Below are 14,717 nucleotides of genomic sequence, written 5' to 3'. Positions count from 1 at the left end.
CGGTCCGTTGTCAGTGGGTGGGTGCAGACTCTGTGACGACGGACACATCCATCCGTTCCGCCGTCCCGTCTCGCACTCCAAGGAGTGAGCCGTCATGAACGATGTCCTGCTCGCCGTCGGCACCCGCAAGGGTCTCTTCCTCGGCCGCCCCGGCGGCGGGGGCTGGGACTTCACCGGCCCCCACTTCCCCATGCAGGCGGTGTACTCCGTCGGCATCGACACCCGGGGCGACCGCCCCCGGCTGCTGGCCGGTGCGGACAGCTCGCACTGGGGCCCCTCGGTCTTCCGCTCCGAGGACCTCGGGGCGAGCTGGCACGAGCCCGCCAGGCCCGCGGTGAAGTTCCCCGAGGGCACCGGCACCTCGCTGGAGCGGGTGTGGCAGCTCGAGCCCGCCGGGCCCGACGAGCCGGGGGTGGTCTACGCGGGCACCCAGCCGGGCGCGCTGTTCCGCTCCGAGGACGGCGGGGAGACCTTCGCGTTCGTCCGCAGCCTGTGGGACCACCCCCAGCGGCCGGAGTGGGGCGAGGGGTTCGGCGGGCAGGCCGTGCACACGGTCGTCACCGATCCGAGGGACCCGCGGGCGCTCATGGTCGCCGTCTCCTCCGGCGGGGTGTACCGCTCGGCGGACGGCGGGGAGAGCTGGGCGCCGTCCAACAGCGGGCTCAAGGCGGAATTCCTGCCGGATCAGTATCCCGAGTTCGGGCAGTGCGTCCACAAGATCGCCCGGGATCCGGTCGACCTCGACCGGCTCTATCTGCAGAACCACGGCGGGGTGTACCGCAGCGACGACGGCGGGGCGCACTGGGCCGAGATCAGCGAGGGCCTCCCGGCCGACTTCGGCTTCGCGGTCGCCGTCCACCCGCGCCGGGGCGGCGTCGCCTACGTCTTCCCGGCCGCCGACGGCTCGGACCGCTACCCCCCGGGCTACCGCTGCCGGGTGTTCCGTACCGAGGACGCGGGCGCCACCTGGGAGGAGCGGTGCGCCGGACTGCCGGGCGAGCCCCACTACGGGGTGGTGCTGAGAGACGCGCTGCGCACCGATGACGCCGATCCGGCCGGGGTCTACTTCGGCAATCGCAACGGCGAGGTGTACGCGAGCGCCGACGAGGGCGAGAGCTGGCGGCAGATCGCCCGCCATCTCCCCGATGTGCTGTGTGTCCGGGCCGCGGTGATCGGCTGAGAGCGGCCGCCGTGATCGGCCGAGGGCGATCGCCGTGACCGGCCGAGAGTGATCGTGAGGTGGCACGCGGCGACCCGCTGAGCCACTAGAGTGACGCGGTGTGGCAGCACGACCCTTGAATGAAATTGTGGAAGCGGGCTGGGCCAAGGCACTTGAGCCCGTCGAGGAACGCATCGCGGCGATGGGCGACTTCCTGCGGGCCGAGATCGCGGCAGGCCGCACCTATCTGCCCGCCGGGCCGAATGTGCTGCGCGCCTTCCAGCAGCCCTTCGACGAGGTGAAGGTGCTGATCGTCGGTCAGGACCCGTATCCCACGCCCGGACACGCGGTGGGGCTCAGCTTCTCGGTAGCGCCCGAGGTCCGGCCGCTACCCGGCAGCCTGGAGAACATCTACCGCGAGCTGCACACCGACCTCGGGCTGCCGCGCCCGTCCAACGGCGATCTGACGCCCTGGACCCAGCAGGGCGTACTGCTGCTCAACAAGGCGCTCACCACGGCCCCGCGCCGTCCCGCCGCCCACCGCGGCAAGGGCTGGGAGGAGGTCACCGAGCAGGCCATCCGGGCGCTGGCCGGGCGCGGCCGCCCCCTGGTGGCCATCCTGTGGGGCCGCGACGCCCGTAACGTACGGCCGCTGCTGGGCAGCCTTCCGGCGGTCGAGTCCGCACACCCCTCCCCCATGTCCGCCGACCGCGGGTTCTTCGGCTCCCGCCCCTTCAGCCGCGCCAATGAGCTGCTGGCGCAGCAGGGGGCCCAGCCCGTGGACTGGCGCCTTCCCTGAGCCCATCGTTCCAGGTGGGCGAGGGGTAGTCTGCCCGCCATGACATCACCTACGAACACCCCTGCGGGCTGGTACGCCGACCCCCAGGGCACGCCGGACCAGCTGCGCTGGTGGGACGGTGCCCAGTGGACCGCCCATACGCACGCGGGCCGGCCCGGACAGCCCCCGCCGCAGCAGGCCGCCCCGCCCAACCCCAACCCCGCCAAGGTCCAGCACCAGGTGCAGCAGCAGGCGCATGTGGGACCCGCGGCGGGCGGCGGCGGCACGCTGTTCACCGAACCGGTGCTGGTGGTGAACCAGAAGGCCAAGCTGATCGAGCTCACCAATGAGTACAGCGTCTTCGACCAGCACGGGCGCACCATCGGTTCGGTGGTCCAGGTCGGCCAGAGCACGCTGAAGAAGATCGCGCGGTTCATCTCGAGCCTCGACCAGTTCATGACGCACCGGCTGGAGATCCGCGACGCCAACGGGCAGCCGCATCTGGTGCTCACCCGGCCCGCGAAGTTCCTGAAGTCCAAGGTGCTGGTGACCCGTCCGGACGGACAGCCGGTCGGTGAGATCGTCCAGCAGAACGTCTTCGGCAAGATCAACTTCGGCATTCACGTCAACGGCCAGCAGGTCGGCGCCATCAAGGCGGAGAACTGGCGGGCCTGGAACTTCGCCATCGTCGACCACACGGACGCCGAGGTCGCCCGGATCACCAAGACCTGGGAGGGCCTGGCGAAGACGATGTTCACGACGGCGGACAACTACGTCCTCCAGATCCACCGCCAGCTGTCCGATCCGCTGCTGAGCCTTGTGATCGCCACGGCCCTCACCGTGGACACGGCGCTCAAGCAGGACTCGCGCGGGTTCGGCTGAGCCGGTGACCGACGACACGATGCTCGACGCCGCGGCGACGCATGTGCTCGGGATCGATTCGGGCGGCTCCGGCGTACGGGTGGGGGTGGCCCGCGCGGACGCCTACGGCGGCTCCGCCGCGGAGAACGCACTGGCCGGGTCCCCACCGCTTACCTCGTCCACGCCGCTGAGGTGGTCCTCGCCGCCGCTGACGTGGTCCTCGTCCACGCCCGCCGTCGTCGGCGACCGGGGCATCGACGCGGAGGACCTGCTGGCGCGGGTCCTGCCCGCCGCCCGGGAGCTGCTGCGCGAGGCCGGGGCCCGGCGCCTCGGCGCGGTCTGCGTCGGCGCGGCGGGCATGGCCACACTCGGCGACGACCTGCGCGCCAGGCTCCCGGAGGCGCTCGCCGACGCCTTGGGCGTACGGCGACTCGCCCTGGCGGCCGACGCGGTGACCGCGTACGCCGGGGCGTTGGACCAGCGCCCCGGCGCGGTGGTCGCGGCGGGGACGGGGCTGATCGCGCTGGGGGCGGTGCCGGAGGGGGTTGCGGAGGGCTTGGCCGGCGCGGACTGTGTGTCCGGCGCGGGCGGCGCGTCCCGTACGGGTGACCTGCCCGGCACGGGCGGTCCTGGCGGTGCACATGGCTCATCCGGCACGGGCGGTGTGTCCAGCGCAGACGCCACGGCCCCAGGCGGGGACACCCGCCGGGTCGCCACCGGCTGGCGGCGTGCCGACGGGTGGGGCCATCTGCTGGGCGACTGCGGCGGCGGTGCGTGGATCGGCCGGGCGGGCCTGGAGGCGGCGATGCGCGCGTACGACGGCCGCGACGGCGGCTCGAAGCCGTTGCTGGCCCGCCTGGAAGCCGTCTTCGGCCCCGCGGCCGGGCTGCCGGGGAAGCTGTATCCGCGCCCCGACCGCCCCGCCGTCCTGGCCTCCTTCGCCCCCGAGGTGGGCCGGTGCGCCGCCGAGGACCCGGTCGCGGAGGCGATCCTGCGGACCGCCGCCCGCCATGTCGCCGAGGCCGCCGAGGCGGTCTGCCCCCGGCTGGAGTCGAGCGAGGTGGCGCTCACCGGCGGGCTGTTCCGCATGGGCGCGCCGCTGCTGACGCCCGTGCGCGAGGAGCTGGCGGCGCGGCTGCCCGGGGTCCGGGTCACCGAGGCGGCCGGGGATCCGCTGGACGGGGCGCTGTGCGTCGCGGCGGCGCTGGCGGCGGACGAACTGCGGCTGCCACGGGACCCGGCGCTGCTCAGCGTCGTCTGACCTCACGCCCCGTACGGAAAACGACACGCGCCGCGACGCGGGAGGCCCGGCACGGACGCCGGCACGGACGCCGGCACGGACGCCGGCACAGGACACCGACACGGACGCCGGCACAGGACACCGACACGGGCGTCCCAAACGGGTGCCCAATACGAGTCCACCCATATCGAACGCCATGACCGACCATTCCGGACACATGACTGATTCTTCGACCAAGTATGGCCGCTGAGCGCACATCAACACACAACACCGGTCGACAAAGCGGGACACATGCCCCCAGTCACCCCCTCCCGAACAGCCGAGCCCATTGAGCGACTAACATGCGGCGCCATGAGCTCCCCCACAGGGCCCGCGTCCGGCCTGCCTGTACGAATGCCGCGTCCCCGCCAGCCCGGACGGCACCGCCGACCGGAGCCCGCCGCCGTACCCCTCGGCGCGCCTCCGCTGGTGCTGGCCGTCCCCGGTGCGCCGAATGACGGTGCCCGGCGCCTGGCCGAGGAGCTCCTGAGCATCGCCCGCTCCGAGATGCCCGGGCTCGACGCCCAGATCGGTTTCCTGGACGGGGACGGCGAGGAGTTCCCGCAGCTCGAGACCGTGCTCACGCGCGCCGCCCAGGAGAACCCCGAGCGCCTGCGGCAGGCGGCCGAGGCCGCCAAGGCCCTCGCCGACGAGGCGGCGGAGGCGATCGCCGCGGCCGAGGCCGCGGGCGAGGTCGTCGACGAGGTCCCGCCCGTCCCCACGGTGCCCACGGACGGCCCGGCGGCCGTCGTGGTCCCGCTGCTCGCGGGCCCGGACAGCGCCCAGCTGCGCCGCATACGCCAGGCCGTCATGAGCAGCGGCTCGGCGGCCGAACTCACCGACGTCCTCGGCCCGCATCCGCTGCTCGCCGAGGCCCTGCACGTACGTCTGTCGGAGGCGGGCCTGGCCCGCGCCGACCGCGCGCGCCTCTTCACGGTCGCGACCGCGGCGGACGGCATCATCCTCGCCACGGTGGGCGGCGAGGAAGCGGCCCAGGCCGGTGGCATCACCGGCATGCTGCTCTCCGCGCGCCTCGCGGTGCCGGTGATGGCCGCCGCGCTGGACGTGGACGGGGCCGTCCTCCGCGTCGCCGAGCAGCTGCGCTCGGCCGGCTCGGCCCGGCTCGCCCTCGCGCCGTACCTCATCGGCCCGGAGGTCTCCCCCGAGCTGATCTCGGCGGCGGCCGAGGAGGCGGGCTGCTCGGCGGCCGAGGCGCTGGGCGACTACCCGGCCGTGGGCAAGCTGGCGCTGGCGAAGTACGCGGCGGCGCTGGGCATCACGCTGCAGCAGGCTTCGCCGGTGATGCGCTGACGCGACGGACGACGGAACAACGGACGAAGCAGCGGGGGCGGTGACCACCAGGTCACCGCCCCCACTCACGTCCGCCGCGCCGCCCAGCGTCACCCGAAGACCACACAGGACGCCGCCGGGGCCGGAACCGAACCCCCACGACGCGGCACCCCGCTCGAGGGGTCGATGTCGAACCAGGTGACATCGCCCGAGCGCTCATTGGACACGTAGAGCCGTCGTCCCGACGGGCCGAGCGTCAGATCGCGGGGCCAGTGGCCGCCGCAGGGCGTGGTGGTGACCAGCTCCACGCGGTCGCCCGACGCATCGAGGGTGAGCGTCGCGATGCTGTCATGGCCACGGTTCGCCGCCCATACGAAGCGGCCGTCCCCGGAGACCACGACCTCGGCGGGGTAGGTCTCGACGTCCGTGCCGTCGGGCACCAGACGGGTCTCGCCCAGCGGTTCCAGAACGCCGGACGCCGCGTCCCAACGGCAGGCCGTGATCGTCGGTTCGAGCTCGTTGACGACATACGCGCGGTCGCCCCGCGGATGGAACGCCAGATGGCGCGGACCGCTCCCCGGACGCAGTGGGACCTCACGATGCGGACGCGGCCCGGGCAGCGCGTACACCTGCACCGCGTCGGTCCCCAGGTCCACGGCGAGCAGCCAGCCGCCCGACGGATCGACCGCCACGGCATGAGCGTGCGGACCCCGCTGCCGCTCCGGATGCGGCCCACTGCCCTCGTGCCGCAGCACGGCCACCGACTCCCCGAGCCGGCCGTCCGCCAGCACCGGCAGCGCGGTGACACTGCCGGACCCGTAGTTGGCCGTCAGCAGTTGCCCACCGGCAAGCGCCAGATGAGTAGGCGCCGCACCGAGCACCGGCACAGCCTCCCCGACCAATGAGGGCGGATCCTGCCCGACGTCCAGAGCGGCGGCCGCCCCCTCATCGGTCTCACTCACCGCGTACAGCACGCGCCCACCGGGCGCGAGCGCCAGATAGGACGGATTGACGACCACATCCGTAGAGTTCCGGATCCGCAGCGCCCCGGTTTCATCGTCGACATCCGCGACGGTGACCCCGGCACCGCCCTCCGACGTGAACGACCCGATGTACGCCCGCCACCCACTCCCTGTCACACCCACCGCACTGTCCTTCCGCCGACTCCGGTTCGGTATCCGCTCGGGGCCGACGCTAACAGAGCGGTCTAGACCAACACGCCGTCATGCGAACCCTCGCCGAGCACGGCGGCCGCGGAGTTCCGGCGATGGCACGGGCGAACTCTTGGCATGCTGTCCTCATGAGCACCATGCCCGCCGTGATCTTCGACCTGGACGGCACGCTTGTGGACAGCGAGCCCCTCTACTACGAGGCGAGGAGGCGGACCCTCGAGCGGTACGGCGTCGCCGGCTTCAGTTGGGAGGAGCACACACAGTTCATCGGGATCGGGACCCGCGAGACGCTGGAGACGCTGCGCGAGCGGTACGGCATCGAGGCGCCCGTGGCGGAACTGCTCGCCGTCAAGAACCGGCATTATCGGGAGCTGGCGGCCACGACCGAGATCTTTCCCGAGATGCGGGCCTTCGTGGAGCGGCTGAGGGCCGCCGGGCATCCACTGGTCGTGGCCTCCGGCTCGTCCCGTTCCGCGATCGAGACCGCGCTGAAGGCCACCGGGCTGGACGCGTTGCTGCCCGTCTACGTGTCCGCGGAGGACGTGGGCCGTGGCAAGCCGGAGCCGGATGTGTTCCTGGCCGCGGCACGGCTGCTTGCCGTCGAACCGGGGCAGTGTGTGGTGGTCGAGGACGCCGGCCCCGGGGTGGAGGCGGCGCGGCGGGCCGGGATGCGGTGTATCGCCGTTCCGTACGCGGGCGGGCCGTCTCCGGACGGGGAGCTGTTCGCCTCGGCGGGGCTGCTCTTCCGGGGCGGGCAGCCGGAGTTCGACGCCCGGCGGGCCTATGAGTGGGTCATAGGTGAGTGGTTCACGGATGAAGGGGTCGCAGACGGTCGTTGATGCCCGCCCCGGCAACGCGGTTGCCGTTGGCACCCCGGGACATCGCTATCCGCCCTCCAGTGAGACGATGCGCGCATGCCCGGACATTCACCGGCATGTCATAGGAGAAACGGAGGGCGTATGGAAAGACGTGGGGGTAAGGCGATCCGCCGCTGGGGGACGGCGGTCATCGCCTCGGCGGCGGCCTTGGCGGTCGCCGTGCCGGCGAGCGCCGCTCAGGACACCGAGGCCGCGCGCGGGCCGTCGGGGGTCAGCGCCAAGGGCGCTTATCTGCTGGACAACGGCACCAACAAGCAGTTGTGGGCCAAGGCGGCGGACACCAAGCGGCCGATGGCGAGCACCACGAAGCTCATGACGGCGATGGTGGTGCTCGACAGCCGGGGGCTGGATCTCAACAAGAAGGTTTCCGTCAAGCAGTCGTACATCGACTACACCGCGCGCGTCGGCGGCAGCAAGGCGGACCTGCAGAAGGGGGACAAGCTCACCGTCAAGCAGTTGCTGTACGGCCTGCTGCTGCCGTCCGGCTGCGACGCGGCCATGGCGCTCGCCGACACGTTCGGCACGGGTGACACCACCGCCAAGCGCACCAAGTCGTTCATCACGCAGATGAACAAGAAGGCGTCCGCGCTGGGGATGACCAGGACCCACTACGACACCTTCGACGGCATCTCGGAGGGGGGACAGAACTACACCACGCCGCGCGACATGGCCAAGCTGGCCAGGCACGCGCTGCGCAACGCCACCCTCGGGACGGTCGTCAAGTCCGTCGACACCATCCAGAAGGCCCCGGCCGCCAACGGCAGGACCAGGACGTACTACTGGAACAACACCAACCGGCTGCTGGGCTCGTACAGCGGCGCGATCGGCATCAAGACGGGCACCGGCACGGCGCCCGGCAGGTGCCTGGTCTTCGCCGCGAAGCGTGACGGACGCACCGTCGTGGGCGTGATCCTCAACGCGCCCAAGCGCTACCCGGACGCGAAAAAGATGCTCGACTGGGCGTTCCGGGCCCACACCGAGGTGACGTGGCGGCAACTGCCCAAGGGCACGCCCCAGGACTGAACCACACATGGGCGGTGCCCCGGCCGGACCTGAAGTCCGGCCGGGGCGCCGGGCCTTGCGGGCAGCGGCTGTCAGCCGCACTTGCGCCCGGTGTTGATGCACTTCACGGCCTTCTTCATCAGCGAGTCGGACATCACGTTGATGAAGTCGCCGTGGTCGGTCACCGGCTTGTGCAACTGCTCGGGGAAGCTGTCGACCGCGAAGAGCGAGCCGGGCGCGACCTTGTAGGTGATCCGCTGGATCAGCTGCGGGATGGCCTTGAACCCCTTGGCGCACGCGCCCTTGGCGTCCGCGAACGCCACATGGGTGCGGTGGTTCGCGCTGTCGGCGTTCTTGCCGTCCCAGCAGCTCTGGAACTTGAACGTACGGACCACCTTGCTGCCCTTCGGGCAGAGCGGGTACTTGTCCTTCAGCTGCCGGTTCTCGAAGCCGGTGCAGCTCCAGGAGGCGTTGGCGTTGGCCGTGCCGTTGGTGAATGCCTTGGCGTCGCCGGTGATGATGCGCAGGAACTTGGGCATCGCCACGACCTTGGACACCGCGCTGCCGCGGAAGGTGATCGACGCGGTGGTCGGCCGCAGGATCCGCCCGATGTTGCCCTCGGTGCCGCCGCCCGGCGCGTCGGCGTCGACCTCCTTCGTCCCGTCCTGGAGCCGCAGGACCGGCCAGTAGTGGGTGGAGCGGTCACCATTGGTGCAGGTGGTCCCGGCGGCGGCGAGGCCGTCGTTGGTGGAGAAGGCGTCGGTGTCGAGGTTGCCGACGTAGTCGTGCATGTGGTGGGCGCCGTTGGACACACCGGGGGCGACGATCACGTTGTCCGAGTTGAAGTGCTTGTTCTCATTGCGTCCGCAGCGCGAGGAGAAGGTGCCGCGGGAGGCGTTGCCCCGCGTGCGGGGGTTCTTGACGTTCGGCTTCACCTTGCGGATGTCCACGAAGTCCGCCCGGACCGGGCCGGACCGCGCCTGGCCGCCCGCGGCCGGAGCGGCGGGGGCGGCCGTTCCCGCGGCGGGGGTGGCGCCCGCCGACGCGGCGGCGGGTGCGGCGGCGGGGTTGGGCGCTTCCTGCACGCTGCAGGACGCCAGCGCGTCCAGGCCGGACGGGCGGCTCGCCACCCGGCCGATCTCGTTCCCGATGCGGTCCAGCGCGCCACGCCGCTGGGCGGACAGCGGCTCCAGCACCCGGGTGCGCACCCAGTCCCGGTCGGCGCCGGGGCCACGCGCGGCCAACTGCTTGTAGGCGTCGGCCACCTGGCTGTCCATCGTCGCCAGTTCCTTGTCCACGGTGGGCCGGGCCTGCTGCGGAACACTCGCCAGACGGGTCGCGGCATCCGGGCACTTGACGGTCATCGCCGTCCGCGCCGACGCCTGCTGCCCGGCCGACTGGCGGGCGGCGGAAGCATCGTTGTCGGTCATCAGGAGAGCCCCGCCACCCACGGCCAGCGCGGTCACGCCGACCACGGTCAGCCCGATGACCCTGGATCGCTTGTGTCTCTTCTTGTTCCTCATCCTTCGCCCCTCATCGGCAGTCTTCATACGCCGGGGACGCCTTGCCCTCGGCCACGTCGGAGCGCGCTCCCTCACCCGTCCCGGAGTGGAGGGCACAGCCCGACACCGATGGATACGGACAGCGAGCCGATCGTTCTCAACAGTGGTCGCAACATCTCGTAAATAGCCGGAGGAGTCGGTGCGATGACGTATCTCCGCGTCGGCTTCACCACATGTCCACGGACGGACGGGACGAAGACGATCAGCTACGGCTAAAGTGAGTGCCTCGCTTCACCACCCCCCATGTCCCTCTACGCGCCCCGGAGCCCCCCATGTCCAGCGCGACCTCGTCCCAAGGGCGTCATCGCAAAGCCAAGCCCATGAGCCTCGCCGTGCGCTGCGCGTTCATCGTCGCGGCCGTCCCGGTCACCGGCGCGCTGCTGTCCGCTCCGTCGGCGCTCGCCGCCGACAAGAGCACCAAGACCACCACGACGGCCCAGTCCGTGGCCGCCGACGGGCTGGACCCCGCCGAGCAGCGGATGGCGGAGAACCTCGACACCCGCGCGCAGAACGCGAGTCTCGGCGACACCTTCAGCGGCATCGTGCTGGACTCCGCGTCCGACAAGGTCATCTGGGGGCATGACGCCGACTCCGCGCTGATGCCCGCGTCCAACGCCAAACTGGCCACCGCCACGGCGGCGTTGACGGTGCTCGGCCCCGAGCACCGGTTCACCACCAAGGTGGTCTACGGCGACGGCACGCTCACCCTCATCGGCGGCGGCGACCGCATGCTGACCACGGCCGATCTCACCGAGCTCGCCAAGACGGCCGCCGCCGGGGTGAAGCTCGGGGGCCTGGACTCGGTGAAGGTCCGCATCGACGACAGTCTCTTCGCCGAGCCGACCCTCGCCACCGGCTGGAACGACTCCTACTACGACGACCAGGTGTCGCCGGTGCGTTCCCTGGTGGTGGACGGCAAGCTGTCCGCGGACACCTCCATCGACGCGGGCAAGGTCTTCGCCCAGCAACTCGCCGACCAGGGCGTCACCGTCGACGGCGAGGTCACCCGCGGCACGGCCTCGGCGACGGACGTCCCGGTGGGGCAGCACCTGTCCCCCACGCTGGCCGAGACGATCAAGAAGATGCTCAAGAAGAGCGACAACGACATCGCCGAGACGGTGCTGCGCATGACCGCGCTCGGCGCCGGCAGGCCCGCCACCTTCGAGGACGGCACGGCCGTGGTGCGGGACGTCCTCAGCCGGCACTACGGGGTCTCGATGGCCAACTTCGAGATCCACGACGGCAGCGGGCTCTCCCGCGCGGACCGCATCCCGGCGCGGACCGTGGCGGACATCCTCGACCTGCTCACCGACCCGCGCTACCGCGGCCTGCTGCGCTCCGTCGACGAGGGCCTGCCGGTGGCGGGCGAGGCGGGCAGCACCCTGGGCCCCGAGTGGGGCCGCTTCGACACTCCGGACTCCGAATGCGCCGTCGGCCAGGTCAAGGCCAAGACGGGCACGCTGACCGGCGCCATCGCGCTCAGCGGCCTGACGAAGGCGGAGGACGGCCGGTGGAAGGTCTTCTCCTTCATCGAGAACCAGTCCTCCGCCGACCCGGCCGCCACCAAGGACACCCTCGACGGCCTCGCCGCCACGGTCAACGGCTGCTGGGCGTAGCCGCACGGCCTTGATCCCCGGCACCGCGGATCACCTGCGGTGGACCGCGTGGCCGGGGGCTCGGGCGGCGGCTCTGCGGCCGGACGCTGGACGCCGCCAAGCACGTCATCCGCCCTGCCCGGATCCTCCGGCTCACGCCCGCAGGTAGGCGAGGACCGCCAGCACCCTGCGATGTGTCTCCTCCGCCGGAGGAAGGTCCAGCTTGCTGAGGATGCTGCCGATGTGCTTGCCCACGGCCGCCTCGGACACGACCAGTTCACGGGCGATGGCACCGTTCGACCTGCCCTCCGCGATCAGCCCCAGCACCTCCCGCTCCCGCGCGGTGAGCCGTTCCAGCGGATCGCGGCGTCGGCGCAGCAACTGCCGCACCACTTCGGGGTCGACGACGGTGCCACCGTCCGCGACATCGCACAGGGCGGCCACGAAGTCCGCCACCTGCCCGACCCGGTCCTTCAGCAAGTAGCCGACGCCCGTGCCGTCACCGGAGTCCAGCAGTTCCGTGGCGTACGTGCGCTGCACATACTGGCTGAGGACCAGGACGGGCAGCGTGGGCCGCTTCTCGCGCAGCCGCACCGCCGCGTGCAGGCCCTCGTCCTGGAACCCCGGGGGCATGCGCACATCCGTCAGGACGATGTCGGGAGCGTGCTCCTCGACCGCGGCGAGCAGTGCCGGAGCGTCGCCGACGGCCGCGACGACGTCGTGGCCACAGCGGCCGAGCAGGCCGATGAGCCCCTCCCGCAGCAGCACGCTGTCCTCGGCCAGTACTACGCGGAGCGGTCGGTCCGTACGCAAGGAAACTCCACACGCAACAGGGTCGGTCCGCCCGGCGGACTGGACAGGGAGATTCTGCCATCCAGCGCCGCAACCCGGTCCGCGAGTCCGGTCAGCCCGGTCCCGGCGCCGGCGTCCGCACCGCCCCGGCCGTTGTCGCGCACCTGGAGGAACAGCCGTCCGTCCCGGTGTCCTCCGCTCACCTCCGCGCGGCTCGCCCCGCTGTGCCTGGCGACGTTGGTGAGGGCCTCGCGGACGACGAAGTACGCGGCGGCCTCGACCGCTTGGGGCAGCCGTCCGGACAGGGCCAGATCCACGTCCACGGGGATCGCGGAGCGGTCCGCGGCGTCGGCGACCGCCGCGGGGAGGCCGTGGTCCGACAGCACCTTGGGGTGGATGCCGCGGATGAGTTCGCGCAGCTCCGCGAGCACCTTGTCCGCCTCCTCCTGGGCCTTCGCGAGCTGATCGGCGACCGGCCCGGGAGGGGCGTCCAGGCGGGCCAGGCCGAGCGCGGCGTCCGGGTCCTCATCGGGCAAGGACGCCGCCTCGCCGACCCCGACCCGGACCGGGATCGCGAGGCCCTCGCGGCGATGAACGCGATGTTCGGCACGGCCGGGGGTGTCGCCGTCTTCGTGTCGGCGTTCGTGGTGGCCTCCACCTTCGCGTTCGCGGTCGCCCAGCGGCGCCGGGAGTTCGGGCTGCTGCGCGTGGCGGGGGCGACCCCGGGCCAGATCCGCCGGATGGTCTTCGCCGAGTCGCTCGTGGTCGGTGTGCTCGCCTCGGCCACCGGCTGTCTGCTCGGCGCGTACGGGGCGCCGCGGCTGGCGGACCGAGTGGTCGACGGTGGTCTCGCGCCGCGCTGGTTCACCATCGGCCACCACATCTGGCCGTACCACATGGCCTTCTGGACGGGGCTGTTCGTCGCGCTGTGCGGCGCGGCGGCCGCGTCCTGGCGGGCGGGCCGCACCGGCCCCGCCCAGGCGCTGCGCGAGGCGTCCGCGGACAGCGGCACGGGCGGGATGATGACCTGGGGCCGCCGGCTGTCCGGCCTGGCCCTGCTGGTGACCGCCGCCGTGACGCTGTGCCTGACGCTGCTCACGGACCCGGGCGACCTGCTGCACCGGAAGACCTATGTGAGCCGGCCGATGCCGCTGATCACCTCGGTCGCGCTGCTCGCGCCGGTGGCGGTGCGCCCGCTGACCCGGCTGATCGCCTGGCTCCCGGCCCGGCTGCCCGGTGCCGGTGGCATGCTGGTGCGGGAGAACGCCGCCGCCGGTGTGCGCCGCACGGCCGCGATCGCGGCGCCCGTACTGGTCACCGTCGCCCTCGCCGGTTCCCTCCTGGGCGCCACCGCGACGCTGAACCGGGCGCGGGCCGCCGAGACCCGTCAGCGGACGGCCGCCGACTTCGTCATCACCCCGGCCGGGGGTGCGGGCTTCGATACGGCGACGCTGCGCAGGCTGCGCGCCGTGCCCGGTGTCGAGGTGTCCGCGACCTCGACGAGCGCCGTGTACGTCCTGGAGGACGGCGGGTCGCTCCTGAAGTCCGACGCCCACGCCGCCGATCCGGGACCGCTCGCCGCCACGTCCCGGTTGCCGATCGAGGCCGGGAAGGCGAGCGATCTCGACGACGACTCGATCATCGTCAATGGCGAGTGGCAGCGGCACACCGTGGGCGAGCGCGTGCGGGTGTGGCTCGGCGACGGCACGGAGAGGTCGCTGCGGATCGCCGCGGTGATGGCCACCGGCACCGGCGACAACGGCGTCTACGTCACCCCGCGCAACGCCTCGGGCGCGACCGTGGACCGGATCGACATCGCCCTCGCGCACGGCGCCGACGCGGACGCCGCGGCCACCGGGCTGCGTGCGGCGGTGCGCACCACCGGCGGCCACGTCCTCACCAAGGACCAATGGGTGAAGGCGACTTATCCCGAGACCAACCGGACGACCCGGCTCGGCTTCCTGCTGGTCCTCGGCATCGCCCTCCTCTACACGGGCATCTCGGTGGCCAACACCATGGTCATGGCCACCTCCGACCGCGTCCGCGACCTGGCCGTCCTCCGCCTGGCCGGAGCCACCTCAGGGCAGGTGCTGCGGCTGGTGGGCGCCGAGGCGCTGACGGTGGTCGCGGTCGGCGCGGTCCTGGGCCTCCTGGTCACCGGGCTCAACCTGGTGGGCATGTGGAGTGCCCTGGCCCTGCTGTCGGTGCGGACCACGATCGACGTCCCCTGGACGGCCATCGGCGCGGCCGTGGCCGCCTGCGCGGTACTCGCCGTGGTCTCCTCGGTCGCTCCCGCCGCGTTCGCCCTGCGCCGCCGGGCGGTGGCACTGGCGGGCTTGCGGGAGTGAC

12 protein-coding genes and 1 pseudogene are annotated in these 14,717 nt (G+C 72.3%); 9 read left to right on the top strand and 4 right to left on the bottom strand.

Annotated features, from left to right (window positions below):
* The first annotated feature begins 94 nt into the window (after nucleotides 1-94).
* From ACZ6TD_RS39690 to ACZ6TD_RS39670, 5 genes are all read left to right on the top strand, one after another.
* Nucleotides 95-1,180, top strand: a complete 1,086-nt coding sequence (locus ACZ6TD_RS39690) for a WD40/YVTN/BNR-like repeat-containing protein (protein WP_471345949.1) — start codon at nucleotides 95-97, stop codon at nucleotides 1,178-1,180.
* Nucleotides 1,181-1,280: 100 nt separating this feature from the next.
* Complete coding sequence (locus ACZ6TD_RS39685; protein WP_275559067.1) at nucleotides 1,281-1,958, top strand: uracil-DNA glycosylase; 678 nt, start codon at nucleotides 1,281-1,283, stop codon at nucleotides 1,956-1,958.
* A gap of 39 nt (nucleotides 1,959-1,997) precedes the next feature.
* Complete coding sequence (locus ACZ6TD_RS39680) at nucleotides 1,998-2,819, top strand: LURP-one-related family protein (protein WP_471345948.1); 822 nt, start codon at nucleotides 1,998-2,000, stop codon at nucleotides 2,817-2,819.
* Nucleotides 2,820-2,838: 19 nt separating this feature from the next.
* On the top strand, nucleotides 2,839-4,059 hold the full coding sequence (locus ACZ6TD_RS39675) for an N-acetylglucosamine kinase (protein ID WP_471358453.1): 1,221 nt from the start codon (nucleotides 2,839-2,841) through the stop codon (nucleotides 4,057-4,059).
* 330 nt (nucleotides 4,060-4,389) lie between these two features.
* On the top strand, nucleotides 4,390-5,388 hold the full coding sequence (locus tag ACZ6TD_RS39670; RefSeq protein ID WP_471345946.1) for a sirohydrochlorin chelatase family protein: 999 nt from the start codon (nucleotides 4,390-4,392) through the stop codon (nucleotides 5,386-5,388).
* An 89-nt stretch (nucleotides 5,389-5,477) separates the two neighbouring features.
* On the opposite strand, the gene ACZ6TD_RS39665 is transcribed toward ACZ6TD_RS39670, so the two are convergent.
* Nucleotides 5,478-6,512 (bottom strand): lactonase family protein, encoded by a 1,035-nt coding sequence (locus tag ACZ6TD_RS39665; protein ID WP_471345945.1) that lies wholly within the window; start codon nucleotides 6,510-6,512, stop codon nucleotides 5,478-5,480.
* Between the two features lie 155 nt (nucleotides 6,513-6,667).
* On the opposite strand from ACZ6TD_RS39665, the gene ACZ6TD_RS39660 reads away from it, so the two are divergent.
* Together ACZ6TD_RS39660 and ACZ6TD_RS39655 are read left to right on the top strand one after the other, a co-directional pair.
* A complete protein-coding gene (locus ACZ6TD_RS39660) occupies nucleotides 6,668-7,378 on the top strand; it encodes an HAD family hydrolase (RefSeq protein WP_471345944.1) in 711 nt (236 codons plus the stop codon).
* A gap of 120 nt (nucleotides 7,379-7,498) precedes the next feature.
* Entirely contained in the window at nucleotides 7,499-8,440 is a 942-nt protein-coding gene (locus ACZ6TD_RS39655) for a D-alanyl-D-alanine carboxypeptidase family protein (RefSeq protein ID WP_471345942.1), read from the top strand.
* A 71-nt stretch (nucleotides 8,441-8,511) separates the two neighbouring features.
* Here the strand turns inward: ACZ6TD_RS39655 and ACZ6TD_RS39650 are convergent, their stop codons facing one another.
* Nucleotides 8,512-9,942, bottom strand: a complete 1,431-nt coding sequence (locus ACZ6TD_RS39650; protein ID WP_471345940.1) for a DUF1996 domain-containing protein — start codon at nucleotides 9,940-9,942, stop codon at nucleotides 8,512-8,514.
* 311 nt (nucleotides 9,943-10,253) lie between these two features.
* Here ACZ6TD_RS39650 and dacB point away from each other — a divergent pair, with 311 nt between their 5' ends.
* Nucleotides 10,254-11,597: a D-alanyl-D-alanine carboxypeptidase/D-alanyl-D-alanine endopeptidase gene (gene dacB / locus ACZ6TD_RS39645; RefSeq protein WP_471345939.1), complete on the top strand. Its 1,344-nt coding sequence runs from the start codon at nucleotides 10,254-10,256 to the stop codon at nucleotides 11,595-11,597.
* Between the two features lie 132 nt (nucleotides 11,598-11,729).
* Here dacB and ACZ6TD_RS39640 read toward each other — a convergent pair whose 3' ends face one another.
* Both ACZ6TD_RS39640 and ACZ6TD_RS39635 read right to left on the bottom strand, forming a co-directional pair.
* Nucleotides 11,730-12,389 carry a response regulator gene (locus ACZ6TD_RS39640; protein WP_471345937.1) on the bottom strand — a complete coding sequence of 220 codons (660 nt, stop codon included), beginning with the start codon at nucleotides 12,387-12,389 and terminating at the stop codon, nucleotides 11,730-11,732.
* Nucleotides 12,362-12,880 (bottom strand): annotated as a pseudogene (locus tag ACZ6TD_RS39635) (sensor histidine kinase); the annotation flags it as partial. The pseudogene ACZ6TD_RS39635 and the gene ACZ6TD_RS39640, both read right to left, overlap by 28 nt.
* A gap of 78 nt (nucleotides 12,881-12,958) precedes the next feature.
* Here ACZ6TD_RS39635 and ACZ6TD_RS39630 point away from each other — a divergent pair.
* The gene (locus tag ACZ6TD_RS39630) at nucleotides 12,959-14,716 is read left to right on the top strand and encodes an FtsX-like permease family protein (protein ID WP_471345936.1); all 1,758 of its coding nucleotides are present in this window, start codon (nucleotides 12,959-12,961) and stop codon (nucleotides 14,714-14,716) included.
* Nucleotide 14,717: the final 1 nt, after the last annotated feature.

Source organism: Streptomyces yongxingensis (genome assembly GCF_055597465.1).
Note: the sequence above shows the minus strand (reverse complement) of the source record. Positions and strands in the feature narration are given on the sequence as shown.

Coding starts and splice junctions, on each gene's coding strand:
- ACZ6TD_RS39650 (WP_471345940.1), bottom strand. CDS start 9,942: ATGAGGAACAAGAAGAGACACAAGCGATCCAGGGTCATCGGGCTGACC.
- ACZ6TD_RS39690 (WP_471345949.1), top strand. CDS start 95: ATGAACGATGTCCTGCTCGCCGTCGGCACCCGCAAGGGTCTCTTCCTC.
- ACZ6TD_RS39630 (WP_471345936.1), top strand. CDS start 12,959: ATGAACGCGATGTTCGGCACGGCCGGGGGTGTCGCCGTCTTCGTGTCG.
- ACZ6TD_RS39655 (WP_471345942.1), top strand. CDS start 7,499: ATGGAAAGACGTGGGGGTAAGGCGATCCGCCGCTGGGGGACGGCGGTC.
- ACZ6TD_RS39660 (WP_471345944.1), top strand. CDS start 6,668: ATGAGCACCATGCCCGCCGTGATCTTCGACCTGGACGGCACGCTTGTG.
- ACZ6TD_RS39675 (WP_471358453.1), top strand. CDS start 2,839: ATGCTCGACGCCGCGGCGACGCATGTGCTCGGGATCGATTCGGGCGGC.
- ACZ6TD_RS39680 (WP_471345948.1), top strand. CDS start 1,998: ATGACATCACCTACGAACACCCCTGCGGGCTGGTACGCCGACCCCCAG.
- dacB (WP_471345939.1), top strand. CDS start 10,254: ATGTCCAGCGCGACCTCGTCCCAAGGGCGTCATCGCAAAGCCAAGCCC.
- ACZ6TD_RS39670 (WP_471345946.1), top strand. CDS start 4,390: ATGAGCTCCCCCACAGGGCCCGCGTCCGGCCTGCCTGTACGAATGCCG.